This is a genomic window from Streptomyces sp. NPDC004111, from assembly GCF_042874215.1.
Lineage (GTDB): Bacteria > Actinomycetota > Actinomycetes > Streptomycetales > Streptomycetaceae > Streptomyces.
Map to the genome: position 1 here is coordinate 33,738 of NZ_JBIAMU010000021.1, position 26,111 is coordinate 59,848.

Annotated in this window: 25 protein-coding genes; 12 read left to right on the forward strand and 13 right to left on the reverse strand. The window is 73.9% G+C overall.

The genetic code is table 11. The features are described 5' to 3' along the window. Positions 1-21 precede the first annotated feature (21 nt). The 9 genes from ACFYVL_RS34105 to ACFYVL_RS34145 all read left to right on the forward strand — a co-directional run bounded on the left by ACFYVL_RS34105 (position 22) and on the right by ACFYVL_RS34145 (position 8,450). Positions 22-1,254 carry a 4Fe-4S dicluster domain-containing protein gene (locus ACFYVL_RS34105; RefSeq protein WP_389251889.1) on the forward strand — a complete coding sequence of 411 codons (1,233 nt, stop codon included), beginning with the start codon at positions 22-24 and terminating at the stop codon, positions 1,252-1,254. Beyond that, positions 1,251-1,715 (forward strand): Crp/Fnr family transcriptional regulator, encoded by a 465-nt coding sequence (locus ACFYVL_RS34110; RefSeq protein ID WP_389251891.1) that lies wholly within the window; start codon positions 1,251-1,253, stop codon positions 1,713-1,715. Before ACFYVL_RS34105 ends, ACFYVL_RS34110 begins: the two co-directional genes overlap by 4 nt. Then, complete coding sequence (locus ACFYVL_RS34115) at positions 1,712-2,518, forward strand: FAD/NAD(P)-binding protein (RefSeq protein WP_389251893.1); 807 nt, start codon at positions 1,712-1,714, stop codon at positions 2,516-2,518. Before ACFYVL_RS34110 ends, ACFYVL_RS34115 begins: the two co-directional genes overlap by 4 nt. Before the next feature lie 30 nt (positions 2,519-2,548). Continuing rightward, the gene (locus ACFYVL_RS34120) at positions 2,549-3,352 is read left to right on the forward strand and encodes an oxidoreductase (RefSeq protein ID WP_389251895.1); all 804 of its coding nucleotides are present in this window, start codon (positions 2,549-2,551) and stop codon (positions 3,350-3,352) included. After that, positions 3,349-4,794, forward strand: coding sequence for a Ni/Fe hydrogenase subunit alpha (locus ACFYVL_RS34125; RefSeq protein WP_389251897.1), 1,446 nt, complete (start codon positions 3,349-3,351; stop codon positions 4,792-4,794). The genes ACFYVL_RS34120 and ACFYVL_RS34125 overlap by 4 nt, the downstream gene beginning before the upstream one ends. Beyond that, complete coding sequence (locus ACFYVL_RS34130) at positions 4,770-5,483, forward strand: CBS domain-containing protein (RefSeq protein ID WP_389251899.1); 714 nt, start codon at positions 4,770-4,772, stop codon at positions 5,481-5,483. The genes ACFYVL_RS34125 and ACFYVL_RS34130 overlap by 25 nt, the downstream gene beginning before the upstream one ends. Further along, entirely contained in the window at positions 5,480-6,586 is a 1,107-nt protein-coding gene (hypD, locus tag ACFYVL_RS34135; protein ID WP_389251902.1) for a hydrogenase formation protein HypD, read from the forward strand. The genes ACFYVL_RS34130 and hypD overlap by 4 nt, the downstream gene beginning before the upstream one ends. Beyond that, positions 6,583-7,635: a hydrogenase expression/formation protein HypE gene (hypE, locus tag ACFYVL_RS34140; RefSeq protein ID WP_389251904.1), complete on the forward strand. Its 1,053-nt coding sequence runs from the start codon at positions 6,583-6,585 to the stop codon at positions 7,633-7,635. The genes hypD and hypE overlap by 4 nt, the downstream gene beginning before the upstream one ends. A gap of 125 nt (positions 7,636-7,760) precedes the next feature. Next, a complete protein-coding gene (locus ACFYVL_RS34145) occupies positions 7,761-8,450 on the forward strand; it encodes a response regulator (RefSeq protein ID WP_389251906.1) in 690 nt (229 codons plus the stop codon). 32 nt (positions 8,451-8,482) lie between these two features. Here ACFYVL_RS34145 and ACFYVL_RS34150 read toward each other — a convergent pair whose 3' ends face one another. The 3 genes from ACFYVL_RS34150 to ACFYVL_RS34160 all read right to left on the reverse strand — a co-directional run bounded on the left by ACFYVL_RS34150 (position 8,483) and on the right by ACFYVL_RS34160 (position 12,293). Beyond that, complete coding sequence (locus ACFYVL_RS34150) at positions 8,483-10,192, reverse strand: GAF domain-containing sensor histidine kinase (protein ID WP_389251908.1); 1,710 nt, start codon at positions 10,190-10,192, stop codon at positions 8,483-8,485. A gap of 117 nt (positions 10,193-10,309) precedes the next feature. Continuing rightward, positions 10,310-11,338 (reverse strand): proline racemase family protein, encoded by a 1,029-nt coding sequence (locus ACFYVL_RS34155; RefSeq protein ID WP_389251910.1) that lies wholly within the window; start codon positions 11,336-11,338, stop codon positions 10,310-10,312. Positions 11,339-11,594: 256 nt separating this feature from the next. After that, complete coding sequence (locus ACFYVL_RS34160) at positions 11,595-12,293, reverse strand: GntR family transcriptional regulator (RefSeq protein ID WP_389251912.1); 699 nt, start codon at positions 12,291-12,293, stop codon at positions 11,595-11,597. 140 nt (positions 12,294-12,433) lie between these two features. On the opposite strand from ACFYVL_RS34160, the gene ACFYVL_RS34165 reads away from it, so the two are divergent. Then, the gene (locus ACFYVL_RS34165) at positions 12,434-13,354 is read left to right on the forward strand and encodes an ornithine cyclodeaminase family protein (RefSeq protein WP_389251914.1); all 921 of its coding nucleotides are present in this window, start codon (positions 12,434-12,436) and stop codon (positions 13,352-13,354) included. A 98-nt stretch (positions 13,355-13,452) separates the two neighbouring features. Here ACFYVL_RS34165 and ACFYVL_RS34170 read toward each other — a convergent pair whose 3' ends face one another. The 3 genes from ACFYVL_RS34170 to ACFYVL_RS34180 all read right to left on the reverse strand — a co-directional run bounded on the left by ACFYVL_RS34170 (position 13,453) and on the right by ACFYVL_RS34180 (position 17,159). Further along, entirely contained in the window at positions 13,453-15,114 is a 1,662-nt protein-coding gene (locus tag ACFYVL_RS34170; protein ID WP_389251917.1) for a pyruvate, phosphate dikinase, read from the reverse strand. A 114-nt stretch (positions 15,115-15,228) separates the two neighbouring features. Next, on the reverse strand, positions 15,229-15,861 hold the full coding sequence (locus ACFYVL_RS34175) for a transcriptional regulator (protein ID WP_389251919.1): 633 nt from the start codon (positions 15,859-15,861) through the stop codon (positions 15,229-15,231). Then, positions 15,858-17,159: a TetR/AcrR family transcriptional regulator gene (locus ACFYVL_RS34180; protein WP_389251921.1), complete on the reverse strand. Its 1,302-nt coding sequence runs from the start codon at positions 17,157-17,159 to the stop codon at positions 15,858-15,860. The genes ACFYVL_RS34175 and ACFYVL_RS34180 overlap by 4 nt, the downstream gene beginning before the upstream one ends. A gap of 182 nt (positions 17,160-17,341) precedes the next feature. Between ACFYVL_RS34180 and ACFYVL_RS34185 the strand changes: the two genes are divergently transcribed. Beyond that, the gene (locus ACFYVL_RS34185; RefSeq protein WP_389251923.1) at positions 17,342-17,773 is read left to right on the forward strand and encodes a hypothetical protein; all 432 of its coding nucleotides are present in this window, start codon (positions 17,342-17,344) and stop codon (positions 17,771-17,773) included. Between the two features lie 91 nt (positions 17,774-17,864). On the opposite strand, the gene ACFYVL_RS34190 is transcribed toward ACFYVL_RS34185, so the two are convergent. The 7 genes from ACFYVL_RS34190 to ACFYVL_RS34220 all read right to left on the reverse strand — a co-directional run bounded on the left by ACFYVL_RS34190 (position 17,865) and on the right by ACFYVL_RS34220 (position 25,053). Then, on the reverse strand, positions 17,865-18,161 hold the full coding sequence (locus tag ACFYVL_RS34190; protein ID WP_389251925.1) for a hypothetical protein: 297 nt from the start codon (positions 18,159-18,161) through the stop codon (positions 17,865-17,867). A 241-nt stretch (positions 18,162-18,402) separates the two neighbouring features. Then, a complete protein-coding gene (locus tag ACFYVL_RS34195) occupies positions 18,403-19,245 on the reverse strand; it encodes an ABC transporter ATP-binding protein (protein WP_389251927.1) in 843 nt (280 codons plus the stop codon). After that, positions 19,242-20,297, reverse strand: coding sequence for an ABC transporter ATP-binding protein (locus tag ACFYVL_RS34200; RefSeq protein ID WP_389251929.1), 1,056 nt, complete (start codon positions 20,295-20,297; stop codon positions 19,242-19,244). The genes ACFYVL_RS34195 and ACFYVL_RS34200 overlap by 4 nt, the downstream gene beginning before the upstream one ends. Before the next feature lie 4 nt (positions 20,298-20,301). Continuing rightward, positions 20,302-21,156, reverse strand: a complete 855-nt coding sequence (locus tag ACFYVL_RS34205; protein WP_389251931.1) for an ABC transporter permease — start codon at positions 21,154-21,156, stop codon at positions 20,302-20,304. Beyond that, positions 21,153-22,100, reverse strand: coding sequence for an ABC transporter permease (locus ACFYVL_RS34210; RefSeq protein ID WP_389251933.1), 948 nt, complete (start codon positions 22,098-22,100; stop codon positions 21,153-21,155). The genes ACFYVL_RS34205 and ACFYVL_RS34210 overlap by 4 nt, the downstream gene beginning before the upstream one ends. A 6-nt stretch (positions 22,101-22,106) precedes the next feature. Continuing rightward, complete coding sequence (locus tag ACFYVL_RS34215) at positions 22,107-23,765, reverse strand: ABC transporter substrate-binding protein (RefSeq protein ID WP_389251935.1); 1,659 nt, start codon at positions 23,763-23,765, stop codon at positions 22,107-22,109. A gap of 13 nt (positions 23,766-23,778) precedes the next feature. After that, entirely contained in the window at positions 23,779-25,053 is a 1,275-nt protein-coding gene (locus tag ACFYVL_RS34220) for a C45 family autoproteolytic acyltransferase/hydolase (RefSeq protein WP_389251937.1), read from the reverse strand. Positions 25,054-25,184: 131 nt separating this feature from the next. Between ACFYVL_RS34220 and ACFYVL_RS34225 the strand changes: the two genes are divergently transcribed. Further along, a complete protein-coding gene (locus ACFYVL_RS34225; protein WP_389251939.1) occupies positions 25,185-26,084 on the forward strand; it encodes a MurR/RpiR family transcriptional regulator in 900 nt (299 codons plus the stop codon). The last annotated feature ends 27 nt before the right edge of the window (positions 26,085-26,111 follow it).

Below are 26,111 nucleotides of genomic sequence, written 5' to 3' on the forward strand. Positions count from 1 at the left end.
ACCCGCCCGAGGAGGGCAGCGATGACCACGCCCCCGGCCACCGCGGTAATCGACAAGGACGGGCTGCACGCCCTCGTCGCCGCACTGCTGGCGGACGGCCGTACCGTCGTCGGCCCCACCGTCCGCGACGGGGCGATCGTCCTCGCACCGCTGGAATCGGCCGCCCAACTCCCGTACGGGTGGGGCGTGGAGCTGGAAGCGGGGCGCTACCGGCTGCGCCGCCGGGACGACGGGGCGGCGTTCGCGCACTCCGCCGGGCCCCAGTCCTGGAAGAACTTCCTGCACCCCCAGCGCGAGCGGCTGTGGAGCGCCGACCGCACCCCGGACGGCGGGTTCACCGTGCACGCACCGGCCGAGGAAGCGCCGTCGTACGCCTTCCTCGGGGTGCGCCCCTGCGATCTGCGGGCCATCGCCCTCCAAGACCGCGTCCTGACCGGCGGTCACTTCCGGGACACCGGTTACGGGGCACGCCGCCAGGGGGCGCTGCTGATCGCCGCCGAGTGCACCACCCCGGGCGCGACCTGCTTCTGCGTGTCCATGGGCGGCGGCCCCGGCACCGACAGCGGGTTCGACCTCGCGCTGACCGAGGTCGTCGACGCGGCAGGCCACCGCTTCCTCGTCCGGGCGGGCAGCGCCGCCGGGGCCGCGCTCCTGGACAGGGTCGCGCACCACGAGGCCGACGACACCACCCGCAGCGCCGCGACCACCGCCGTGAGCGAAGCGGCCGGGGCCATGGGCCGGGCCATGCCGCCGGTGGACCTGCGGCGGCTGATGGGGGAGAGCCTGACGGCCGACCGCTGGAACGACGTCGCCGCCCGCTGCCTGACCTGCGGCAACTGCACCATGGTCTGCCCCACCTGCTTCTGCACCACCACCGAGGAGGTCACCGACCTGAACGGCGACCACAGCGAACGCTGGCAGCGCTGGGACTCCTGCTTCGACCTCGACTTCTCCCATCTGCACGGCGGCCCCGTCCGCTCCTCCGGACGCAGCCGCTACCGGCAGTGGCTCACCCACAAACTCGGCACCTGGCACGACCAGTTCGACAGCACCGGATGTGTGGGCTGCGGGCGCTGCATCGTCTGGTGCCCCGTCGGCATCGACCTCACCGAGGAGGTCGCGGCCCTCCGGGCGGAGAGCGCCGCCGCGCCCGGGACGGCGGAGGACCGGAAGGCCGAACCGGCAGGGCCGGAAAAGCACGAAGGGCACGAAGGGCACGAAGGGCAGCAAGGAAAGGAAGGAGCGGAACGATGATTCCCGTCGTCACCACGCTGAGCGCACTGCCCGCCGAGCACCGCCGACGGCTGATGCGCCTCGCCCGCGAGACCGCGTTCTCCTCGGGCACCCGGCTCTTCGAGGAGGGCGGCCACGCCGACCGCTTCTGGATCGTCCGCACCGGCTCGGTCGCCCTGGACATGCACGTCCCCGGACGCCGCGCCCCCGTGATCGAAACCCTCGGGCACGGGGAACTCGTCGGCTGGTCCTGGCTGTTCAGCCCGTACGTCTGGCAGCTCGGTGCCGAGGCCCAGAGCCCCGTACGCACCTACGAGTTCGACGCGGCGACCGTGCGGATCATGTGCCACGAGGACCCCGCGTTCGGCACCGAGGTCGGCCAGTGGGTCGGCCGGGTCCTCGCACACCGCCTCCAGTCGGCCCGCACCCGGCTGCTCGACCTGTACGCGCCCTACGGCAGCGGGGACGGGACACGGCGATGACCGTCGTCCCCGCGCCGTACCGGATCGTCGCTCGCTGGGAGGAGACCCCGGACACCGCGACCCTGCGCGTGGAGCCGGTCGCGGAGCCGCTGCCGCCGTTCACACCGGGCCGCTTCGCGATGGTCTGGGCGTTCGGCCGGGGCGAGATCCCCCTCTCCGTCAGTGCCATCCCCACCACCGGCGGCCTCGCCCACACCGTGCGCAGCGTCGGCGCGGTCTCCGAGGGCCTCTACGAGTCCGAGCCGGGCCGGGTGGTCGGACTGCGCGGCCCCTACGGAACCGGCTGGGAACTGGAACGGGCCGCGGGCCGGGACCTGGTGGTCGTCGCGGGCGGCATCGGGCTCGCCCCGCTGCGCCCGCTGATCCGCGACGCGGTCGCCGCCCCCGGCACGTACGGCCGCCTCAACGTGCTGGTCGGCGCCCGCACCCCCGCCGACCTCATGGCGAAGATCGAGACCCGGCGCTGGCCGACCGCGTACACCGGGATCACCGTCGACCGGCCGGACGCGCACTGGACCGGCCAGATCGGCGTCGTCACCAGGCTCATCCCCCGGGCCCGCTTCGACCCCCGGCGCACGAGCGCGTTCGTCTGCGGTCCCGAACCGATGATCAGGGCCACCGCCCGCGAACTCGTGCACCTCGGGATCTCCCCGACCCGCGTCCGGGTCTCCCTCGAACGCAATATGCGCTGCGCCACGGGCCACTGCGGCCACTGCCAGCTCGGCCCGCTGCTGCTGTGCAGGGACGGCCCGGTCGTCGACTGGTCCGAGGCCGAACCACTGCTCTACACAAGGGAGTTGTGACATGCGGTACCCGAGCGCGGAGAGCACGTCATGAGCCGGCCGACGCTCGCCGTGTTCAAACTCGCCTCCTGCGACGGCTGCCAGCTCACCCTGCTCGACTGCGAGGACGAACTCCTCGCGCTGTCCGGCGAGGTGGAGATCGCCCACTTCCTGGAGGCGACGAGCGCCGTGCGCCCCGGACCGTACGACCTGGCCCTCGTCGAGGGCTCCGTCACCACCCGCGCGGACGCCGCCCGGATACGGGACATCCGCGCCGCCTCCCGCCGGCTGGTCACCATCGGGGCCTGCGCGACGGCCGGCGGCATCCAGGCGCTCCGCAACTTCGCCGACGTCGAGGAGTTCCGCCGGGCCGTCTACGCGAGCCCCGGATACATCGACACCCTCGCCACCTCCACCCCCGTCGCCGCCCACGTCGACGTCGACTTCGAACTGCGCGGCTGCCCCGTCGACCGCCGCCAGCTCCTCGAAGTGATCACCGCCCACCTGGCCGGCCGCAAGCCCGACATCCCCGACCACAGCGTCTGCTTCGAGTGCAAGCGGCGCGGCACCGTCTGTGTGACCGTCGCCCACGGCACCCCCTGCCTGGGCCCCGTCACCCACGCGGGCTGCGGAGCCCTCTGCCCGGCGTACGGGCGGGGCTGCTACGGCTGCTTCGGCCCGGCCGGTCGCCCCGGACCCTCCCGCGGATCGCTCTCGGTCAACCTGCCCGCGCTCATCCCCGTACTGCACCGCGACGGCATGGACGACCACGACGTCCAACGCCTCCTGCACACCTTCAACTGCGCGGCCTTCGAGGAGGAACCGACCGTGCGCGAGGAGGAGGGGCGGCCGTGACGCACCGAGGCTCCCGGGTCCTGCACGTCGGCTCGCTCACCCGCGTCGAGGGGGAGGGCGCCCTGCACCTGGACGTCCACGGCGGCACCGTCACCGAGGCCCGGCTCAGGATCTACGAACCGCCCCGCTTCTTCGAGGCGTTCCTGCGCGGACGCGCCCACACCGAACCGCCCGACATCACCGCCCGGGTGTGCGGCATCTGCCCCGTCGCCTACCAGCTCAGCGCCTGCGCGGCCGTCGAGGACGCCTGCCGGGTCACCGTCGACCCGCGGATCGCCGCCCTGCGCAGGCTCCTGTGCTGCGGGGAGTGGATCGAGAGCCAGACCCTGCACATCCACCTGCTGCACGCCCCCGACTTCCTCGGCTGCGACGGAGCCCTCGAACTCGCCCGCACCGCCCCGGGCCCCGTCGAACGCGGCCTGCGCCTCAAACAGGCCGGCAACGCGATCCTGGAACTCCTCGGCGGACGCGCCGTGCACCCCGTCAACGTCCGGCTCGGCGGCTTCCACCGCGCCCCGGCTCCCGGCGAACTGCACCCCCTGCGGGAGCGGCTGCGGCACGCGCTGGACGACGCCCGGCAGACCGTCGAGTGGGTCTCCGCCTTCGACTTCCCCGACGCGACGACCGACGCCGACCTGTTCGCGCTGGCCGCCCCCGGGACGTACGCCATCGAGAGCGGCACACCGGCCGTGCTGCGCGCGGACCCCACCGGGCGCACCCGGGACGCGTACCCCCCGACGACGTACACCTTCCCCCTGCACACCTTCCTCGACCGGGTCCGCGAGGAACACCTCCCGCACTCGACCGCCCTGTACTCCACCCTGGACGGCCGCCGCCACCTCACCGGATCCCTCGCCCGGTACGCGATCAGCGGGCGGTGGCTCACCCGCACCGCCCGCGACGCCGCCCGCGCCGCCGGCCTCGGCGACCCCTGGGAGGGAACCGCCTGCCGCAACCCGTACCGCTCGATCCTGGTCCGGGCCGTCGAGGTCGTGTACGCCGTCACCGAGGCGCTGCGGCTCATCGAGACCTACGAGCCACCGGCCCGCCCGTACACCGGCGTCCCGCCCGCCGCCGGCACCGGCCACGGAGCGACCGAGGCCCCGCGCGGCCTGCTCTACCACCGGTACGCGCTCGACGCCGACGGCACCGTCACCGACGCCCGGATCGTCCCGCCCACCGCCCAGAACCAGGGCGCCATCGAGGACGACCTGCGGCGCGCCGCCCAGGCCGCCCTGGACGCCGGAGCGCCGGACGACGCGGAACTGGCCGCGCTGTGCGAGCGGGCCATCCGCAACCACGACCCCTGCATCTCCTGCTCGGTCCACTTCCTCGACCTCACCGTCGCACGCACCCACCCCCTCGACCCGCCGTCCGCCGATCCCCGACCCGCCGACACCGACCCCGGAGGCCCGCCGTGCCCAGTTCCCCGCACCTCGTGAGCGACGTGATGACCCAGACCGTCATCTCCATCGGACGTGACGCCCCGTTCAAGGAGATCGTCACCCTCATGGACCAGTGGAAGGTCAGCGCACTGCCCGTCCTGGAGGGCGAGGGCCGGGTCATCGGCATCGTCTCCGAGGCCGACCTGCTGCCCAAGGAGGAGTACCGGGAAGACCGCCCGGACCTGTCGCTGTCCGAACAGCACCCCGCGGCCCCCCTGCCGACCGGCCGGATCGAGGCCGTCCGGGCGCGGCACCTCGCCGAACTCGCCAAGGCCGGGGGCACCACGGCGGGCGACCTGATGACCTCGCCCGCCGTCTCCGTGCACGCCGACACCACGCTCACCCAGGCGGCCCGCATCATGGCCCGGCGCGGCGTCAAACGGCTCCCGGTGATCGACCGCATCGGCATCCTCCAGGGCGTGGTCAGCCGCAGCGACCTGCTGAAGGTCTTCCTCCGCTCCGACACCGAACTCGCCGCCGAGGTGCACCGGACCCTCGCCCCGCTCTTCCCCGGCCAGGACGTCACCGCGTCCGTCGAGGAGGGCGTGGTCACCGTCCGGGGCGCGATCCGCGACCGCCGCCTGGTGCCGGTGGCCGCCCGCCTGGCCCAGGCCGTGGAGGGCGTCGTGGACGTACGGATGGAGCTCACCGCACCCGAGGGACCGCAGGCCGGCCCGCGCCGATGAAGCATCTCGACGAGTACCGCGACCCCCTGCTCGCCCGGCACCTGCTCGCCGAACTGGAGCGCGTCGCCACCCGGGCCTGGCGCCTCATGGAGGTGTGCGGCGGCCAGACCCACACCCTGGTCCGGCAGGGGATCGACGAACTCCTGCCCGCCGGCATCCGCATGATCCACGGACCCGGCTGCCCGGTCTGCGTCACCCCGCTGGAGACCCTCGACCGGGCCATGGCCGTCGCCGCCCGCCCGGAGGTGATCCTCACCAGCTTCGGCGACATGCTGCGGGTGCCGGGCAGCCGGACCGACCTGCTCGCGCTGCGGGCCCGGGGCGCCGACGTACGCGTGGTGTACACGCCGATGGACGCGGTGCGTCTGGCCCGGCTGCACCCGGACCGCGAAGTGGTCTTCCTCGCCGTCGGGTTCGAGACCACCGCGCCCGCCAACGCGGCGGCCGTCCTGCACGCCGCCCGCCTCGGACTGGCCAACTTCTCGCTGCTGGTCAGCCACGTCCTGGTACCGCCCGCGATGACCGCGCTCCTCGACGACCCGGACTGCGAGGTCCAGGCGTTCCTGGCCGCCGGGCACGTCTGCGCGGTGATGGGCTGGCGCGAGTACGAACCGATCGCCCGCCGGTACGAGGTCCCCGTCGTCGTCACCGGATTCGAACCCCTCGACCTGCTGGAGGGCATCCTCATGGCCGTCGCCCAACTGGAGTCGGGCCGCCACGAAGTGGAGAACCAGTACGTCCGTGCCGTGCGCCGGGCCGGGAACACCGCCGCCAGGGACGCCGTCGCCCGGGTCTTCCGGGTCACCGACCGCGCCTGGCGCGGCATCGGCACCCTGCCCGCCAGCGGACTCGAACTCGCCCCCGCCTACCGGCACTTCGACGCGGCCCGGCGCTTCGACGTCGTCGGCACCCACCCGGTCGAGGACCCCGCGTGCATCGCCGGCGCCGTCCTCACCGGCGCCCGCCTGCCCACCGACTGCACCGCCTACGCGACCCGGTGCACCCCGCGCACCCCCCTCGGCGCCCCCATGGTGTCCGCCGAGGGCACCTGCGCCGCCTACTACGCCGCGGGCCGCACCGGGAACGGGAGCTGCGCCCCGTGAACACCGACACCCCGCGGGCACCCGGCTGCCCCCTCCCGCACCAGGGGCGCGAACTCGTCCAGCTCGGCCACGGCGCGGGCGGCCGGCTCACCGCCGAACTCCTGGACACGACGGTCCTGCCCGCACTCGGCGGCCCGCCCGCCGGGCCGCTGGAGGACGCCGCCCTCCTGCCCGGAGACGGTGAACTCGTCGTCTCCACCGACTCGTTCGTGGTCAGCCCGCTCTTCTTCCCCGGCGGCGACATCGGCTCGCTCGCCGTCCACGGCACCGTCAACGACCTCGCCATGCGCGGCGCGGCACCCCTGGCGCTCACCCTGGCGGTGATCGCCGAGGAGGGGCTGCCGCTGGCCGAACTGCGGGCCGTCCTCGACTCGGCGGGCCGGGCCGCACGCGGGGCGGGCGTCCCCGTCGTCACCGGCGACACCAAAGTGGTCGGCCGGGGCGCCGCCGACCGGCTCTTCCTCAACACCACCGGCATCGGCCGCCGGATCGCCGGGCTGAGCCCGTCCGCCGCCGGAGCACGGCCGGGCGACGCCGTACTGCTCTCCGGGCCGATCGGCCTGCACGGCACCGCCGTGCTCTCCACCCGCGAGGGCCTCGGCTTCGACACCGACATCGCCTCCGACAGCCGCCCCCTGCACCGCCTCGTGCACGCCCTGGCCCCGTACGGCAGCGCCGTGCACGCGCTGCGCGACCCCACCCGGGGCGGCCTCGCCACCGCCCTCAACGAACTGGCCCGCGACTCGGCCCTCCTGGTGGAGATCGACGAAGCCGCCCTGCCCGTGCCGCCGGCCGTGGCCGCCGCCTGCGACCTGCTCGGACTCGACCCCCTGATCGTCGCGAACGAGGGCTGCCTGGTCGCCTTCGTCGCCCCCGAGCACGCCGACGACGCCCTCGGCGCCCTGCGCGCCCACCCCGAGGGGGAGGGGGCGGTACGGATCGGCAGCGCGGCGGCCGGACCGGCCGGCCGGGTAGTGGTGCGCACCCTGGTGGGCGCCCGGCGGATCGTCGACCTGCCGCTGGGCGAACAACTTCCGCGCATCTGCTGAGAGCTGACGAACCGTCCGGAAGAAGTGCCGGTGTGCGGGCACACCCAACAGGGCCGACCGGCCCTGGCGCACCGCACCTCCCGCACGGCACGATCGCAAGGAGCGCACCAACCCGAGGGGCAGCCATGACCACGCCGACGGCACCGCCGCAGCAGCCGATCCGGATCTTCCTGCTCGACGACCACGAGGTGGTCCGCCGCGGGGTGCGCGACCTCCTGGACGCCGAACCCGACATGCGGGTGGTCGGCGAGGCGGGCACCGGGGGACAGGCCCTCGTCCGGGGCCCCGCCCTGCGCCCCGACGTGGCGATCCTGGACGTCAGACTGCCGGACGGCGACGGCATCACCGTCTGCCGCGAGATGCTGTCGCGGACACCGGGGCTGGCCTGTCTGATGCTCACCTCGTTCGACGACGACGACGCCCTGCTGGACGCCATCATGGCGGGCGCCGCGGGCTACGTCCTGAAGCAGATCAAGGGCTCCGACCTCGTCGAAGCCGTCCGTACGGTGGCCTCCGGGCAGTCGATGCTGGACCCGGCCACCACCGCCCGGCTGATGAGCAGTCTGCGCGGCCCCGCGCAGGAGACCGGGGCGGAGGACTCGCGGCTGGCCGCGCTGAGCACCCGCGAGCGGGAGATCCTCGTCCTCATCGGCGAGGGGCTCACCAACCGGCAGATCGGCAAACAGCTCTACCTGTCCGAGAAGACCGTCAAGAACCACATCTCCCGCATGCTGTCGAAGCTCGGGGTCGAACGCCGCATCCAGGCCGCGGTGCTCGCCGCGAGGTTCAACAAGCCGGAGGAAAAAGGGAGTTGACGGAGGGCAGGGCTGCGGCGCCGCGGCGCCCGTCACCGCTGCGGCGGGATCGGCACCTGCCACTCCAGCCGGGTGCCGCCCGCAGCCCCGCCCGCCAGCACCAGGTTTCCGCCGAGCCGCTCCGCCCGCTCGGCGAGATTGCGCAGACCGCTGCGCCGGGTCCCCTCCCGCAGGCCCACCCCGTCGTCCACCACGGTGACCGTCAGACCGCTCCCGCCCACCACCAGGGAGACGTCCGTGCGTGAAGCGGACGCGTGCCGGGCCACGTTGGACAGCGCCTCGCCCAGCACCGCCACCACCTCCTCGGCCACCGCACGCGGTACGTCCGTGTCCAGCAGCCCCTCCATCCGCAGCGACGGCGTGAAGCCGAGCGCGGGCACCGCCTCCTCCACCGTGCGCACCGCACTGATCCGCAACCCGCTGCCGGGCACCGCCGAGTCGTGGGCCCGCAGCCCGAAGACGGTCGACCTGATGATCTTGATGGTCTCGTCGAGGTCGTCCACCGCCCGCACCAGCCGCTCGTTCGCCTCGGGATGCTGTACGAAACGCAGCGTGCTCTGGAGCGTCATCCCGGTCGCGAACAGCCGCTGGATCGCCAGGTCGTGCAGATCGCGGGCGATCCGGTCCCGGTCCTCCAGCAGGCTCACCTGCTCCGCGTCCCGCCGCCGGTCCGCCAGCTCCAGCGCCAGCGCGGCCTGCCCGGCGAAACCCGGCAGCGGCGCGGTCTCCGCCGTGCCGAAGGCCGGCCTGCCCGCGGCGCGGGCCAGCACCAGGACGCCGCGTTCACCGATCGGCACCGCCACCGCGGGCCCGAACCCCTTCCACCGCTCGGGGGCGAACGTCACCCGGGGGTCGTCCCCCACGGCCGTGGACGTCACCAGGCCGGCCGCCCGCAGGGCCGCCCCCGCGAGCGTGCCCTCGCGCGGCACCGACAGCCCGCGGTGCGCCGCCGCGCCCTCCCCGTGGGCCAGCACGCCCCGCAGCCCCTCCGTGCCCTCCACCAGATCGACCACACCCAGGTCCGCGGACGTGATCTGCCGGGCCCGCTCGACCATCACCTCCAGCACCCGGGTCTCCGGCATCCCGGACAGCAGCCCCGCGGTGAACTCGGCGCTCGCCTCCAGCCACCGCTCCCGCAGCCTGGCCTCCTCGTACGTCCTGGCGTTCTCGATGGCCACCCCGGCGGCCACCGCGAGCGTGGTCAGGACCGCCTCGTCCTCCGCGTCGAACCCCGCGCCGCCGCGTTTCTCCGTCAGGTACAGGTTCCCGAAGACCTCCGTGCCCACCCGGATCGGCACCCCCAGGAACGAATGCATCGGCGGATGGTTCGGTGGGAATCCGGAGGAGGCAGGGTGCTCCGACAGCTCGTCCAGCCGCAGCGCCTGCGGATGCCGGATCAGCTCGCCCAACAGCCCGTGCCCGGAGGGGAGATCACCGATCCGCGCGTGCCCCTCCTGGCTCACCCCCACCGGCAGGAACTGGGACAGCCGCTGCCCCTGCCCGATCACACCCAGCGCCCCGTACTCGGCGTCCACCAGCACCACCGACGCCTCGACGATGCCGTGCAGCACCTGCGGCAGATCCAGCTCCCGCCCCACCGAGAGCACCGCCTCCAGCAGGCTGTGCAACCGGTCCCGGGTGCCGCGCACCGTTTGGATGCGCACCTGCAGTTCGTCCAGCAGCTCGTCCAGCCGGAACCGGCCGAGGCCACTTCCGGAATCGTCGTGCCGGCCCCCACCCATGGGCCCTCCATCCGATCCGCGAAGACAAGACGTGTTCCCGGCACCACCGTATCGGGGGCCCGAGCCGTCGGCAGGCCCCCGAACACGACACGTGCGGCACACCCGGGCGCAGGACCCCTAGCGCAGGACGAAGCCCGTGCCGAGACCGTCGTCGGGGTCCAGTTCGAAACGGTGCTCGCCGGTGCGGTACGCGGTCCCGGTGACCTGCGGGACGACGGCCGGGTACCCGTCGGCGGTCAGCTCCGCCAGCACACGGGCGGTGAACCGGCTGCCCACGATCGAGTCGTGGACCAGGGTCTGCCCCGGCCGGAGCGCGCCGGTCGCCGCGAGGACGGCGACCCGCGAGCAGGTGCCCGAGCCGCACGGCGAGCGGTCGACCTGGCCGTCCGCGAAGACGGTCACGTTGCGCTGGTGGGGATTGCCCGCGGGGTCGGTGCCGAGGTCGTCGTAGAGGACGGTGCCGTAGATGCCGCTGAGGCGGTCGTCGACGGGGTGACGGGCGTACGGGGTGTCGTTCAGCGCCCACTTCACCTCCCGCCCGATCGCGATCAGGTCGGTGTAGTGCTCGGGCGTGACGGCCAGACCGACGGCCGAGGCGTCGAGGTGGGCGTAGAGGGCGCCGCCGTAGGCGACGTCGACCACGACGTCGCCCCGCGAGGTGGCCAGGGCCACCTTCTCGGCGAGGCGGTAGCTGGGCACGTTGACGAAGTCGACCCCGGTGATCCGGTCGCCGTCGGTACGCACGTGGAGGGTGACCCGCCCCGAGGGGACGTCGATGACCACGGCGGTGCTGCCCGAGGGGTCCAGCGGCACCCGCCCGGACCGCACGGCCCAGACCGCGAGCGCGATGGAGCCGTGGCCGCAGGCGGTGGAGAAGCCGTCCTTGTGCCAGAACAGCACCCCGAAGTGGGCGCCCGGGTCGTCGGGCGGGGTGAGGAACCCGCCGTACATGTCGGCGTGCCCGCGGGGCTCGGAGCACAGCAGCCTGCGCAGGTGGCCGACGTCCGGGTCGGTGAGGGCGAAGACGCGCCGCTCGGCGACGGTGGCCCCCTCGATGGCGACCGGGGGCTCGCCGACGATGCGGAAGGGCTCGCCGCCCGTGTGGTAGTCGACGGTGCCGATCGTCGGATTCTGCTGCCCGGCCATGAGCGTCCTTGCCCTTCCCGTGGGTTCGGTCCCCGCGCACGGCGGCGGTGCGGCGCGCATCGGCCCCGCGGCCCCCCGTGCGGTCGGACCCGTACGTCCGGCTGTCAGGTGTAATACCTTACCCAGCACACGTCAACGGGCAGGCGGAAGAGTGCGGTTGAGGGTGCGTCGGCATGCCGGGGCGCACGCCCGTGTCAGTGGCACTCCGTTGAGCGGGGCCCGGCTTTGGCGCCGACGGTGCGGGAGAGGGGGCCGGTCAGGAAGCGGACTCGGGGCGTCCGGCCCAGCTGCCCCGGCTGTGTGCGAGGTGGGCGTGCATCAGCTCCACCGCCCGCTCGGCCTCGCCCGCCTCGATGGCGTCCACCAGTGCGAGGTGCTCCTCGCCGGACCGGGTCAGCTCGCCCCGGGCCGCGAGCTGCCGCAGCCCCCGCATCCGGGCCTGGTCGCGCAACTGGGCGACCATCGCCGTCAGCCGGCCGTTGGACAGCAGGTCCAGCAGCCCGAGGTGGAGCTGCCGGTCCTTGTCCAGGAACGTCGCCAGATCGCCCGCCCGCGCGGCCTCGGTGATCTCCTCGGCGAGCCGGCGGAACTCCGGCACCGGGGCCCCGTCCAGCACGCGGACGACATCCGCCATCGCCGGGGCCTCCAGCAGCGCACGGATGCGGTAGATCTCGTCCAGGTCGTGTTCGGTCAGCACCGGCACGCGGAAGCCCCGGTTGCGGATGACCTCGACCATCCCCTGATTGGCCAGGTCCATCACCGCCTCGCGCACGGGCGTGATGGACACCCCGAGCTCCTCGGCCACGGCGATCACGCTGCGTACCTCGCCCGGCTCGATCTGCCCGAGCACGATCCGGGCGCGCAGCTCGTCGCGGGCCTGTTCGCGCAGACTCACCGGCCGCAGGCGGACGGAGGGCGCGGCGGACTGGCGGGAAGAGGGGCGGGAAGCGGTCACGTTCCATACATAACACGGAAACGGCGGTCCTCGACCGGTCGGATCCCGTCGTAAGGTGTAATACCTCACCGGCTTCACCGGGTGTCCCGCCCGGCCCGGAGAGGCCCGCCCAGCGAACCCACCCACGAAGCGGAGTCGCCATGCAAACCGTCACCCTCGCCCCCCACGAGATCCGCGAAGCCGTCTCCATGCGCGAGGCGATCGACGCCGTGCGCGGCGGATTCGTCGACCTGGCGGCCGGGCAGTTCGAGATGCCCACCCGCACCGCCATGCGCGACGGGCACTTCCTGGTGATGAACGCCCACCACCGGGCCACCGCCTCGGCCATCGTCAAGACGCTGAGCGTGAACTTCGACCGGGTGCCCGCCATCTCCGGCACCGTGGTGTGGACCGAGACCGGCCGCGCCGACACCCTCGTCGCCGACGCGGCGACCGTCACCACCCTGCGCACCGGCGCCGCCGTCGGCGTCGCCACCGACCTCCTCGCTCCCGCCGACGCAGGCCGGCTGACGCTCATCGGCGCGGGCGGACAGGCCCCCGACCAGGTCCGCGCCGTGCACACCGTGCGCCCGCTGCGCGAACTGACCGTGGTGGACAGCGACCCCCGCCGCGCCGAAGCCCTCGCCGCCACCCTGGCCCCCGAACTCACCGGAACCCGTATCCGCACCGCCACCGACCCCGGGGCCGCGGTCGCCGACGCCGAGATCGTCTGCTGCGCCACCCCGGCGACCAGCCCGCTCTTCCCCGCGCGGGCCCTCCCCGCCGAGGTCCACGTCAACGCGATCGGCGCGTTCCGGCCCACCATGCGCGAACTGCCCGACGAACTCCTCGCCTCCGCCACCGTGGTCATCGACGAGCGCGCGGCGATCCTCGCGGAAGCCGGCGAGATCCTGCACGCCCTGGAATCCGGCGCCCTCACCGAGGACGACCTCACGGAACTCGGCACCGCCCTCACCGCCCCCGAGGCGCCCCGCGCCGGGCGCACCGTCTTCAAGACGGTCGGCGTGGCCATGCAGGACTGGACCGTCGCCCGGCTGCTGGCCGACAAGTTCCTGCCCTGAGGAGGCGGCGGCAGCGGCTGCCGACGGGCACCGCCGAAGGGGCGGTCGGCCCGGCCGCACACGTCGTCGTACCCCGGGCGTACGGACGCGGGGAGGTCTCAGCTCCGGCGCCGGAGCAGTACGCTCCGCGCCGCCTCCAGGCGTCGTACGTCGTCCTCCAGGTGTGGTACGTCGTCGCCACCCGCCGCGCCGCCCGCGATCTCGTCCGCCCAGCCGAGCAGCCGTTCCCACCGCGGATCGGCGGTCGCCGGGGCGAGGGGCGGGTCACCGACGACGACCTCGCCGCCCGTACCGTCGACGGCCACGAGAGCGCCCTCCGGCAGCGTGCGCGGTCCCACCCGGACGTGGACGCCGTCCTCGACGACGAGCCGCGCGGCACCCACCACGGCCGGTTTGCCCATCGCCCGCGCCACGACGGCCGCGTGGCTGGTCGACCCGCCGCGGGCGGTGACCACCCCCGCGGCGGCGGCCAGCCCGTGCATGTCGAGCGGCGACGTCTCCGGGCGCAGCAGCACGACCGGCCCGCGCGCCGCCAGCCGCACCGCCCCGTCGGCCGTGGTCGCCACCCTGCCGACCGCGACACCGGGACTGGCCCCCGTCCCGCGGGTGAGGACGTCCACCGTGCCGTCCACCGCGATCCGTGGCGCGCGCAGGTGCGGGACTTCCCGGGGGAGCACCCGCAGGACCGCCTCGTCGCGGCCGATCACCCCCGCGCCGACGAGGTCGACCGCGACCCGCACCGCCGCGCGCCCCGTGTACCCACCGGGACGCACCTGGAGGATCCACAACTCGCCCCGCTCGAAGGTGAACTCCACGTGGCACCCGTCGCGGTAGTGCTCCTCCAGCCGGTCCAGGGCCGCCAACAGCCGCCCCCACACGGCCGGTTCACGCTCGGCGAGTCCACCGGGCCCGGACAGGGGACCGGCCGAGCACCGGCCCGATACGACGTCCTCGCCCTGCCGCCCGAACACCACCTCACCGAACGGAACGTGCTCACCGGTGTTCGGGTCCCGGCTGAACGCCACACCCGTACCACTGCGCCCGTCCAGGTTCCCGTACACCATCGCCTGGACGGTCACGGCGGTGCCGAGGTCGTCCGCGATGCCGTGCAGGGCGCGGTAGGTCCGTGCGCGCGGGGTGTGCCACGACGAGAACACGGCGGCGACCGCGAGTTCCAACTGCCGCCCCGCGTCCTCGGGCACGGGGCCGCCGCCGCGCTCCACGATGATCCGCTCGGTGTCCTCGATCGCCCCGGCGAGCGCCCGCGTACCGGCGTCCGGCCCGGCGAGCACCCGGTCGACGGCTGCCAGGGCGGTCCGCCCGGCGCCCAGGACGTCCGAGGCGAAACCGGCCAGGAACCGCAGCCGGGAGTCGAGCGCGAAGCGCGGATCGCCGGTTTCCCCGGCCAGCGCGACGGTCGCCCCGGCGGTGAGCCCCAGGTTGAGGACGGTGCTCATCATGCCGGGCATCGAGGTGCCCGCGCCGGAGCGGACGGACACCGCGAGGGGCCGCTCCGCTCCGCCGAGCCTGCGCCCCGTGGCGGACTCCAGATCGCTTACGGCGGCGGCCAGTTGAGGGCCGAGCCCGTCCGGGAACCGCCCGTCGCGGAGGAAGGCGCGGCAGGCCCGCGTACTGATGACGAACCCGGGCGGGACGGGCAGGCCGAGGCGCCGGAGCACGACGAGGCCGTGCGCCTTGCCCCCGATCACCTCCGCGGGCTCGCGGAGCTCCGCCGACAGCGGGTGGATCCACGTCGTCATGTCGTCACCTCGGGTCGGACGGGCAGCGGGTCGGTGGTGCCGTGCTTCCGCCGATTTCGCAGCGGCCCGCGGACGTCCTTGGACTTCCGCGTCGCTGCTCGCGTGCACCGCTATTCAGTGGCGCGGAATGCCGAGCGTGGTCAGCAGGTCCTCGTGCAGCTGGAACCAGACGGAGTGGTACGAGGAGGTGTTCTCCGCCACGTACTCCCGCTCGCCCGCCCGCGCGCGACCGAGCGCGTCGGCCAGCCGCACCGGGTAGCGGTGGAACCTGAGCAACAGCGCGGCCAGTTCCGCGAGGACGGGCTCGGCACGCCGGTGGAAGTCCGCGAACCGGTGCAGGACCCGTGCGTCGTAGTCGGGGTCGCTGTGGTCGTTCATCGTCATGGCGCCGTCGGCGGCGCGCAGTTGCCAGGCCGTGCAGAGGTCGAGCAGTTCGGGGTTGAGCACGAGGAACCGCTCGAACGCCGCGCCCGTACCGGCCCGCGCACCGGCCGTGTCCAGCTCGGCGGCGATCCGCTCGGCGTCGGCGGCCCGGCCTGCCTCCGTGAGACCCCAGCCGCCGAAGTCGCCCGGGGTGTGGGTGACGAGCCCCGCCACGGCGAGGTCGATCAGCTCCGACTCCACGTCGGACTCGGCGAGCCCGGTCACCCCCGCGAGCGCGGGAATCCCCGAGAACCCCGCGCAGCGAAGGGCGTGCAGCACCAGGAGATCGGTGCCGGTCGGACGGGCCGTGGCACCGGGGTTCACGACGCGGCTCCACGGGAGGTGTCCGCAGCGGTCCGGGGGGCGGCTGCGGTCCGGGAGGTGCCCGGGGCGGTCCGGGAGGCGTCCGGGGTGGTCCGCGAGGTGCCCGCAGCGGTCCGGGAGGTGCCCGGGGGTGCGGTCCGGGAAGTGTCCGGGCCGGGGCCGCCCGCCGTCCCCGCCGCGTGTCCTGCTCCCCGGCCGTGCGCACGGGCGACGACCACGCCGTCCCGGACGCGCACCGCGTGCTCGGTGGAGTCGTCGGCGTCCGGAACGCCGAGTGCGGACGCCAGCAGACCGTGCTCGTCGAGGACGAGGCGGAACGACGGCCCCGCCTCCGGCGCGAAAACGCCTCGCAGACAGCGGGTGAAGTCCTCGATCCTCAGCCGTACGAGACGACCGGTCTCGGCCGGGTCCGCCGTCGCCAGAGCCACGGTCACCCGGTCACCCGGCCGCGCGGCGCGGACGGCCTCCTCGGCGGCGGCCAGCCGGCGGCTGCCGAGCAGCACGAACACACCGTCCTGCGCGCAGTCGACCGGCCGGCCGGTGATCAGGTCCCGCACTTCCCCCGGTGGCGCCCACGGATCCCGGCACACCCGCGCCGGGGCGACGTACGGCAGGTGCGGCGGGGCCCACGTGTCGGCGAGGGGGAGGCCGCCCAGATGCGCGCAGGCCTGGACGACGTCGAAGGGATCGCCGAACGCGAGCGCCGGATCGACCGAGGCGCCGGGCCCGTCCAGCAGCCGCAGCACCAGCTCCGCCCGCCGCACCTGCCGTACGGTCCCCGTCCCGGCACCCGGCCCGGCCGGAGCCCCGGCCGCCTCCCGCGCCTCCAGGGCGAGCGCAAGCAGCAGCGCCTCCAGCCGGGTCACCTGGCCGAAGGCGGCCCGGAACGCTTCGTCGTCGAGCAGTTCGGTGAGAGACCGCAGCTGTACCTGACCGAGTGCGGGCTCCTCGCCGGTGAGCGGCAGCCGCTCCAGCCAGGCGCGGGCGAACGCGCCGAGCGACTCGCCCAGGGACGCGGGAGAGGCAAGGGCCGGGGGAGTGTCGGGTGCGGCGGCCGGAACCGTGGCCGGTGCCCCGTCCGTGGCGCCGTGCTCGACCAGGTCGACCAGCACGGCCAGATAGAGAGCGCGCTTGCTCGGGAAGTTCGAGTACACCGCGCCACGGGTCAGTTCGGCCCGCTCGGCGATCCGGTCGACCTTCGTGGCGGCGTACCCGCGCTCGGCGAACTCCGCACGCGCGGCGGCGAGCACGGCCGCGCGGGTGTGCTCCTGCTGCTGCGCCCTGGACAGCCGGACCATGCTGCACCTCTTCCTGTTCCCGTCCCGAGGAGGATACCCACAACATCCGAGTGACGGGAACATCTGAAAAGCGGCCGTCCGGTCGCTGCGAGGGCGCCTCGGGGCGTGTGCGACCTGAGAGGTAGGCCGGACGGTACCTAAAGGCGACATGTCAGCCGATATTCGCGTGATGTGCTTTTCCCATGAGTTGTACAGGTGGGTGTTTCGGAGCGGTCGGCAAGACGATCGGCGTCGTCGTCGGGCTCGTGGTGATCGTGGTGGCGGCGAAGATCGCCGTCGGCGACAAGGTGAATCTGTTCGGCAGGAACTGGGCCGTCACATACGAGGCGGGCTCCCCCGGGGACAAGCCGTTGGCCGTGAAGTACCAGGACACCGAGGGGCGATACCCGGGGCAGGACCGTTCCGTGAAGGAGCACGACGTCGCCGCGGTGGGTACGGCGTGGTCCAAGGAGACGGTCGTCCTCGACGGCAGGGAGGCCAGGGTCACCGTCACGCCGGAGAAGGGCGAGCGAGCCACCTGCCGCATTCTGCTCGACGGCAGGAAGGTGCTCGCCACGGGCAAGTCGTCCGCCCCGGGCCTCCCCGCGGTCTGCACCGCCAAGCCCTCGTCCTGACCTCCGACACCACCGGAACCACCAGCACTACTGGCGCCTCCGGCACTACTTGCCGCCTCCGGCACCACTGGCCGGTGGGTGGGGCCGGTGGTCAGGCGAAGGGTTCGCCGGTCCCCGGGCCGGTGCCCCAGCCGCTCTCGTGGACGTCGGTGTCCGTGCGCCAGATGGGGGCCTGGGGGCGGACGCCGGCCCGGGGGTGCGGCAGTTCGGGGTAGCCCCGGGCGGTGATGCCGCCGGTGGGGCGGGGCAGCTCGCGGCCCTGTTCCCGCCAGCTGCGGGCGAGGGCGTCGTAGATCGGCGTACCGCTGTCGGCGGCACGTGGCGGCAGCGGTACGCGGGTCCAGACGGGCGGCAGAGCAGGGCGGGGGAACGTTTCTTCTGGCGGCATACCAAGTCCAACGACGCCGTACGGCCCCACGTGTCGGTGAAGTACGTTCCGCAAATCCGTGCGCGCGCCTCCGCGACGGCGCTCCGCGGCACGGCACGCACCCGAATTGAAGGGGGCGGGCGGCGTCCCGGCATCGCGCCGGACACCGCCCGCTCCGTCCTGTCGCCCGGCAAGTCCGGTACTCCAGTACTCCGGTACTCCGGACTTCCGCCCCGGCCTCCCCTCCGACTCCGTACGCGGCTCAGGCGGCGCCCGGGGACGTCATCGCCGCCCGCGCCGTGACCGCGTCCGCCGGGTCCCAGCCCGCCCGCGGCACCGAGGCCAGCAGCAGCCGGGTGTACGGGTCGCGCGGGTCGGCCAGCACTTCTGCCGTGGGCCCCTGCTCCACCACGGTGCCCCGGCGCATCACCAGCACCTCGTCGGTGATGTGCTGGACGACCGCCAGATCGTGGCTGACGAACACCAGGGCCACCCCGGTGTCCCGGCGGATCTCGCCGAGCAGGGTGAGGATCTGCGCCTGGATCGAGACGTCCAGCGCGGCCACGGCCTCGTCCAGCACCAGCACCCTGGGGTCGACGGCCAGCGCCCGCGCGATGGCCAGCCGTTGGCGCTGGCCGCCGGAGAGACCCTGCGGCAGCGCCTGTGCCTCGCGGGCACCGAGCCCCACCCGGTCGAGCAGTCCGTCCGCCAGACTCTCCGGCCGTCCGTGCAGCCGCAGGGCCGTCGTCAGGCAACGGCGGGCGGTGAGCCGGGGATCCAGCGAGACGTACGGGTCCTGGAACACCATCTGGATCTCCCGCGCCCTGGCCAGTCGCGCGGTCCGGCCGCGCGGTGTGCGCGGGGCACGGGCGCGGCCCTCGACGGACACGGTGCCCGCGTCGGGACGTACGAGCCCCACGAGCATCCGGGCCACCGTCGTCTTGCCCGAGCCCGACTCGCCGACGATCCCCAGCGAACCGCCGGCCGGCACGGTGAAGGAGACGGCGTCGGCGGCGGTGAGCGGGGCACGGCCGGGCAGCCGGTACGTCTTGCGCAGGCCCGCCACGGCCAGCAGCGGCGCGGATCCGGCGGTCGGATCGGTCATCGGGGCGTCCCCTTCTCCGTGCTGTCGGCGTGCTCCGTGCTCTCCGTGCTCTCCGTGCTTTTCGCGGCGGTGGCTGCCCGCGCGCCCACGCCCGTCAGGACCGGCAGCCGGCGGCAGGCCGCGGTGCCGCCGCCCGGCAGCGGCACCGGTTCCGGCCGCCAGGTGGCGCACTCCGGTTCGGCGTCCGGGCAGCGGTCGGCGAACTCGCAGCCGCCGAAGGCGTCGGCCAGCGACGGCGGGCGTCCCGGGATCGGGCGGATCTCCCGCCCCGTCTCGCCCAGCGTCGGCGAACAGTCGAGCAGCCCGCGGGTGTACGGGTGCCTGGGCCTCTCGAAGAGGGCCGCGGCGGGCTGCTCCTCGACGACCCGGCCCGCGTACATGACGTACACGCGGTCGCAGTAGGCGGCGGCCAGATGCAGGTCGTGCGTGATGAACAGCAGCCCGAGGCTCCGTTCGGTCCGCAGGGTGCGCAGCAGCGCGAGGATCTCCGCCTGCGTGGTGACGTCCAGGGCGCTGGTCGCCTCGTCGGCGAGCAGCAGCCGCGGTTCGGCGGCCAGCGCGCCCGCGATGACGACGCGCTGGAGCATGCCGCCGGACAGTTCGTGCGGGCGCTGGCGCACCCGCTGCTCGGGGTCGGACAGGCCGACGGCGGCGAGGAGTTCGACGGCGCGGGCGCGGGCCGCCCTCCTGTCGGTTCTGCCGGAGCCGGTGCCCGCGAGCCGTTCGACGAGGAAGTCGCCGATGCGGCGCACCGGGTTGAGTGCGGCGCGCGGGTCCTGGTGGACCATGGCGACGGTGCGGGCCCGGTGGGCGCGCAGGTCCTCGCCGCCCAGGGCGAGCACGTCGGTGCCGTCGACGCGTACCGACCCAGAGACGGCGGTGCCCGGGGGCAGGGTGCGCAGCGCCGCCCTGGCCGTCGTCGACTTGCCGGAACCGGACTCGCCGACCAGGCCGACCACCTCGCCGGCCGCCACCCGCAGGGTGACGTCGGTGAGCACGGGGCGGGCGGTGCCGGGCAGTTCGAGGGTGAGGTTGTCGATGTCGAGGAGCATGCGGCTACCTCCCGCTGTCGAGTCGGTCGGCGGCCCAGACCCCGACGACGTTGAAGGACACCACGACGAGTGCGATGGCGACACCGGGCACCATGGCAGGCAGCAGCGCGCCCTGCACGACGGCCGCCTGGCCCTCCTGCACCATCAGTCCCCAGTCCGAACTGGGCGGCTGGGCGCCGAAACCCAGGTAGGAGAGCGTGGCCAGCGACATCAGGGCCTCGCCGAACAGCACGACCAGATAGCCGAGGACCGAGCGGCCCAGGTTCGGCACGAGGTGCCGGGCGCAGATCCGCACCCCGCCCATGCCCTGGACGCGGTACGCGTCGACATAGGGCTTGCGGCGTTCGGCGAGCGCCACCGAGCGCGTGTACTTGGCGACCGTCGGCGTGTACGCGAGGCCGAGCGCGAGCACCGACGTCGTCATCCCGGCACCGAAGACCGCGATGATCAGAACGGTGAACAGCAGCCCGGGGAAGGCGTACATGACGTCGGTGAGCCGGGAGACCACGGTGTCGGCCCAGCCGCCCCGCCAGGCGGCGAGGGTACCGAGCGCGACCCCGAGGAGGGCGGCGATGGCGAGCAGCAGGACCGGCGCGATCAGACTGGTGCGGGCCCCGTACAGCACCCGGGAGAGCAGGTCCTGGCCCGAGGAGTCGGTGCCGAGGAGGTGCTCGCCGCCGGTGCCGACGAGTGACGCCGAGAGGTCGATGTCGTCGGGGGCGTACGGGGCGATCAGCGGGGCCAGCACGGCGGCGAGCACCACCAGGGCGAGCAGGGCCCCGGCGATCATGACGCTCGGCGGCCTGCGCGAGGAGGAGCCGGGGCGGCTCGGGGCGAGGGCCGGGGCGCTCACGCTCATGCGGCGGCCTCCTTCACGCGCGGGTCGAGCAGCGGGTGGAGCAGGTCGACGAGCGTCGTGACCACGATGTAGCCGGTGACCATCAGCAGGAGCACGGCCTGGGCGACGGGGAAGTCGTGGGTGTTGATCGCGCCGACGAGCAGCGAGCCGACGCCGCTGATCCCGAAGGCCGTCTCCACGACGACGGTGCCGGCGAGCATCCCCGCCATGACCAGTCCGCACATGGTGACGATCGGCCCCAGCGCGTTGCGCAGGACGTGGCGCACCACGATGCTGCGTTCGGGGATGCCGGAGGCGCGGGCCGCCTCCACGTGGTCGGCGGCGCCCGCGTCCGCCATGGCCTGCCGGGTCACCCGGCTGATCAGCGCGAGTGCGCCGAGCGCCAGGGAGACGGCGGGCAGCGTCAGATGGTGCAGGGTGCCCGCGAACCCCTCGCCGCTGCCGGTCACCGGGAACCAGCCGAGCTGGACGCCGAACAGCGCGACCAGCGCGATGGCCGAGACGAACGACGGCACGGAGGCCGCCAGGGTGGTTCCGCCGACGACGGTCGAGTCGATCCAGGTGCCCCGGCGGACCGCGGCGAGGATGCCGGCGCCGACGCCCAGGACGACGAAGAGCACGGTCGCGTACGCCACCAGGGCGAGCGTCGTCGGGAAGCGGGCGAGCAGCAGTTCGGCGACCTCGTCGCTGTACTTGAAGGACCGGCCGAGGTCGAAGTGGAGGCAGTCGCCGAGCCAGCGGCCGTACTGCACGATCAGGGGTTCGTCGAGGTGGTACTGGGCCCTGACGAGCTCCAGCTTCTCCGGGGTGAGTTTGTCGCGGCCCCCGGCCAGGAAGACGGCCGGGTCGCCGGGTGCCGCGTACACGGCGGCGAAGATGACGAAGGAGGCGGCGAGGAGGGTGGCCAGCAGTCCGGCCAGCCGCCGGGAGATCCGGGCGAGCATCGGTGGTCAGCCCTTCTTGGCGCCGAGTCCGGCGGCCCACGGGTAGTAGAGGTACGCCATGGAGGCCGGCGGTCCGGTCAGCTTCTCGTCGAGGACCAGGACGGACGGCACCTGGGCGACGGAGATCCAGACGGCCGCGTCGGTGAACGTCTTCTGGACGTCGACGGCGAGCTTCGCGCGCGCGGTGTCGTCGAGGGTGCCGAGCGCCTTCTTCACCTTGGCGTCGTAGGCCGCGTCCTTGAAGCCGACCCAGTTGTTGGAGGAGCCGGAGAGCGCGTTGTCGTAGAAGCCCATCGGGTCGGCCTTGGAGATGTACCAGTCGCCGACCAGCACGTCGATCCCGTCGCGCAGCTCCGGGTCGCTGTAGTACTGCTCGAACTGGGAGGTCGGCACCGTTTTGATCTGCCCGGTGAGGCCGATGCGCTGGAGTGCGGAGCGGACGGCGTTGGCGACGACGGTGCGGCCCTGGCTGGCGTCGGTGCCGATCACGATCGGGTCGGTGGGCGCCGCCCCCGCCTCCTTGACCAGCTTCTTCGCCTGCGCGATGTCGTCCGCGGCGGGGCTCTCGGGGGCGTACGCGATGTCCTTCTGGGCGGCGGTGAACAGGTCCTTGCGGTAGCCCCAGGCGCCGGAGCCGACCGGGGTGCCCCAGGGCTGCACCATCGAGCCGTAGCCCGAGGCGGCGATGCCCCTGCGGTCGAGGGCCAGCGAGAGCGCCCGGCGGACCTTCGGGTCCTTCAGGCCGCCGCGCCCGGTCGGGATGAGGACGAGGGAGGCCGTCGAGGGGCCGTAGTGCTGCTCGATGCCCTTCTTGCCGCTGAGCGCGGCGGCGGTGTTGGGGGACTCGGCGTACGCGCCGTCGGCGGCACCGGTCGTCAGGGCGTTGACGAGTGCGCTGTCGGCGGCCCAGCGGAAGGTGACCTGCTTGGTCAGCGGCCTGGCTCCCCAGTAGCCGTCGTAGCGGCGGATGGTGATCGAGTCGCCGGACTTCCAGTCGCCCAGCGTGTAGGGGCCGGTGCAGGCGTCGGGCCGGCCCGGCGTGCCGAAGTCCTTGCCCGCCTTCTCGACCTGTTCCTTGTTCCAGACGATGCCCGCGTCACCGGCGAGCGCCTTGACGAACATGGCGTCCGGAGCCTTGAAGGCGATGGTGATCCGCCGGTCGCCGGTCTTCTTCATCGAGGCGACGTTCTCGAACTCGTCGCCCTGCTCCATGTCCGGGTCCGCGTGCCGCTGGAGGCTCCACAGCACGTCGTCCGCGGTCATCGGGGTGCCGTCGTGGAAGGTGACGCCGGAGCGCAGGGTCAGGACGAGGGTGGTGTCGTCCGGTGTCTCGGCCTTCTCGGCGAGGAAGGGCCTGGTCGTCATGTCCGGCTGGAGCTGGTAGAGCCGCTCGCAGACGTTGGTGAGGACGACGCGGCCCGCGCTGGAGCCCTGGGTGTCCAGGTCGAGGGAGTCGGGTTCGTCCTCCAGGAGCCAGTTGGCGTTGGCGAGTTCGCCCTTGGCCGCCGGGGTGGTCGGGGTGAGGGTGAGGGCGGCGGCCGAGGCCCCGCCCGCGCCGCCCGTGGTGTTCTGGGTCGCTCCGCTGCAGCCGGTGGCCGCCACGAGCGCCGCCACCACGAGTCCCGCGGCCGGCGCCGCCCTTCTCGGGGAGATGCGGTTCGTCATCACTGAGTTCCCGTCAGTTCTGGCCGTACGGGCCGTCGTAGAGGTTCCAGGGCAGGTGCTGGTACTCGCGGTCGCAGGGGGTGCCCGCGGTCACGTGGTAGTCCCCGGTGGTCAGGTCGGCCAGCGAGGAGACGAGGGTGGCCCAGTGCTCGACGAGGGGCCGGCGCGGGTCGGGGTGGGTGCACAGGGACTCCGGGTGGCCGAGGTGGTCCGACATCGCCCGGCGGACGATCGCCCGCGACCGGTCGGGCCCGGTGGAGCCGCGCAGCGCCCTGAGTCCCTGCTCGGCGCGCGGCACGCGGACCAGCGAGTCGGAGGACATCGGGCGGTACCCGGCGGCGGCCAGCGGTGCGGGCACGCCGGCCTGGTAGTGGTTGCCGTGCACCAGCAGGCCGTCGGTCGGGTACATCCAGCCGTGTCCCGCGGGGGTGGTCTCCAGGTCGATGGCGAAGCCCTCGCGGCAGGTGAGCAGGGCGTTGCTGGCGATGTGCGCCCGGGTGCGGCACAGCACGTCGAGGGCGTCGGTGATGGTGCTCTGGTCCAGGACGCTGCGGCGCACCACGGTCTGGGGCAGGCCGACCGTGTCGTCGAAGCGCCCGCCGAGACCGTTGGCGTTGAGGGCGATGCCCGCCGAGTTGGCGCCCTGGCGGCCGATCTGCCCGGCCTCGACCTGCATGATCAGGGTGGGCCTGGGCGGCTGGACGATCCGCACCATGACGACGGTGTCGGCGACGCCGGCGCGCCAGTCCCAGTTCTGGCCCGCGTAGACGTGCCCGTCGCCGCTGGCCTCGCCGTAGGCGGCGAAGGAGGTGCAGCCCTCGGCGGGCTCCTCCTCGGCGGGGTGGCCCTGCACGGGACCGCCGTCCGCCGGGAGACCGTCCGCGGGGCCGCCGGCCGGGGGGCTGCCGTCCGAGGGGCCGCCGTCCGCGGGGCTGCCGTCCGCCTCCATCCGGGCGAAGGACTTGTCGTAGATGACCTCGCCGCGGGCGTTCAGGGCGAGGACGTCGAGCAGGCCGACGCCGGCGCCGTCGGCGATGCCCCGCATCTCCTCGACGAGGTGGGGTGCGTAGGCGCGTACGGGCTCCAGCCAGCGGGCGGCGCGGGCGGTCACCCGCTCCCAGGTCAGTCCGGCGGAGCGGCCGAAGGCCTCCTCGTAGTAGCCGAGGGCGGCGTGCAACTGGGGGCGTACGGCTTCGCCGTACTGACGGCCGCGTGCGAGCGGACCGCCGGAGATCTCGATGACCGGGAGGACCCGGGCGGGGCCGGGTGCCGTGGGACGGGGTGCCATTCTTCTCCTCGCGACGGGACGCTCCCGGGAACGGCGGCGCGGGACCACCACGGTCCTGTAACGTCGATTTCAGGATGCGTTCCCCTTGGAACGTTCTGCCCAGGACAGTAACGCCGGTCACACGAAAGTCAATGGTTGTAATGGAAATTCCAGAGAACGAGACCGGAGTGACGCGGCTGCGCGCCGCGATCCGCGACCAGTGGGAGGGGCTGTCCGCCTCGGAGCGGGCCGTGGCGCAGTACCTGGTCAGCGCCCCCGTCGAGCAATTGCTCTTCGCCAGCGCGCAGGAGCTGGGAGCCGCCAGCTCCACCAGCAACGCCACCGTCGTCCGGGCGCTCCAGCGCCTCGGGTACGCCGGCCTGCCCGCCCTCAAGCGCGAACTGGCCAACGACTTCACCTCCGCCGTCGCCCCCGAGGTGCGCCTCAAGCAGCGCATCGCGCACGTGGGCCGGGACCTCGACTCCATCTGGGGCGATGTCTTCGACGAGGCCCGGGAGCGGATCGACCACTGCCGCCGGCTCACCGGCCCGGACGCGCTGAGGCGCGCGGTGGAGGTCCTCGCCGAGGCCCACGAGGTGTTCTGCTACGGAATCGCCGCGTCCGAGCCGGGCGCCCGGCACCTGGCACTGGCCCTCGGCCGGATCGGCCGCCGCGCCCGCTTCGTCTCGGAGACGGGCTTCGCCCTCGCGGACCAGCTTCTCGCCCTGGGCCAGGGCGACGCCGTGGTGATCTTCCAGCCGGGCCGACGGCTGGTCGAGCTGACGGTGCTGATGGAGCGGGCCCGCGCCGTCGGCGCCCGGGTGATCCTCGTGACGGACGAGCTGGGGGAGGCGTACGCCGACCGCGTGGAGGCCGTGCTGACCGCGCCGCACACCCCGACCGGCATCACCGCCGAGTCGCTGACCGGGCTGCTGGTCGCTGACGCGCTGATCCTGGCACTGGCCACGCTGGACGAGACCCGCGCGGTGGAGTCCTCGCACCAGCTGACCGCCCTGCGGGAGCAGCTTCTCGACCCCAGACGGCGGGGCTGAAAGGAGCCGGAGCGGGTAGGCGCCGAG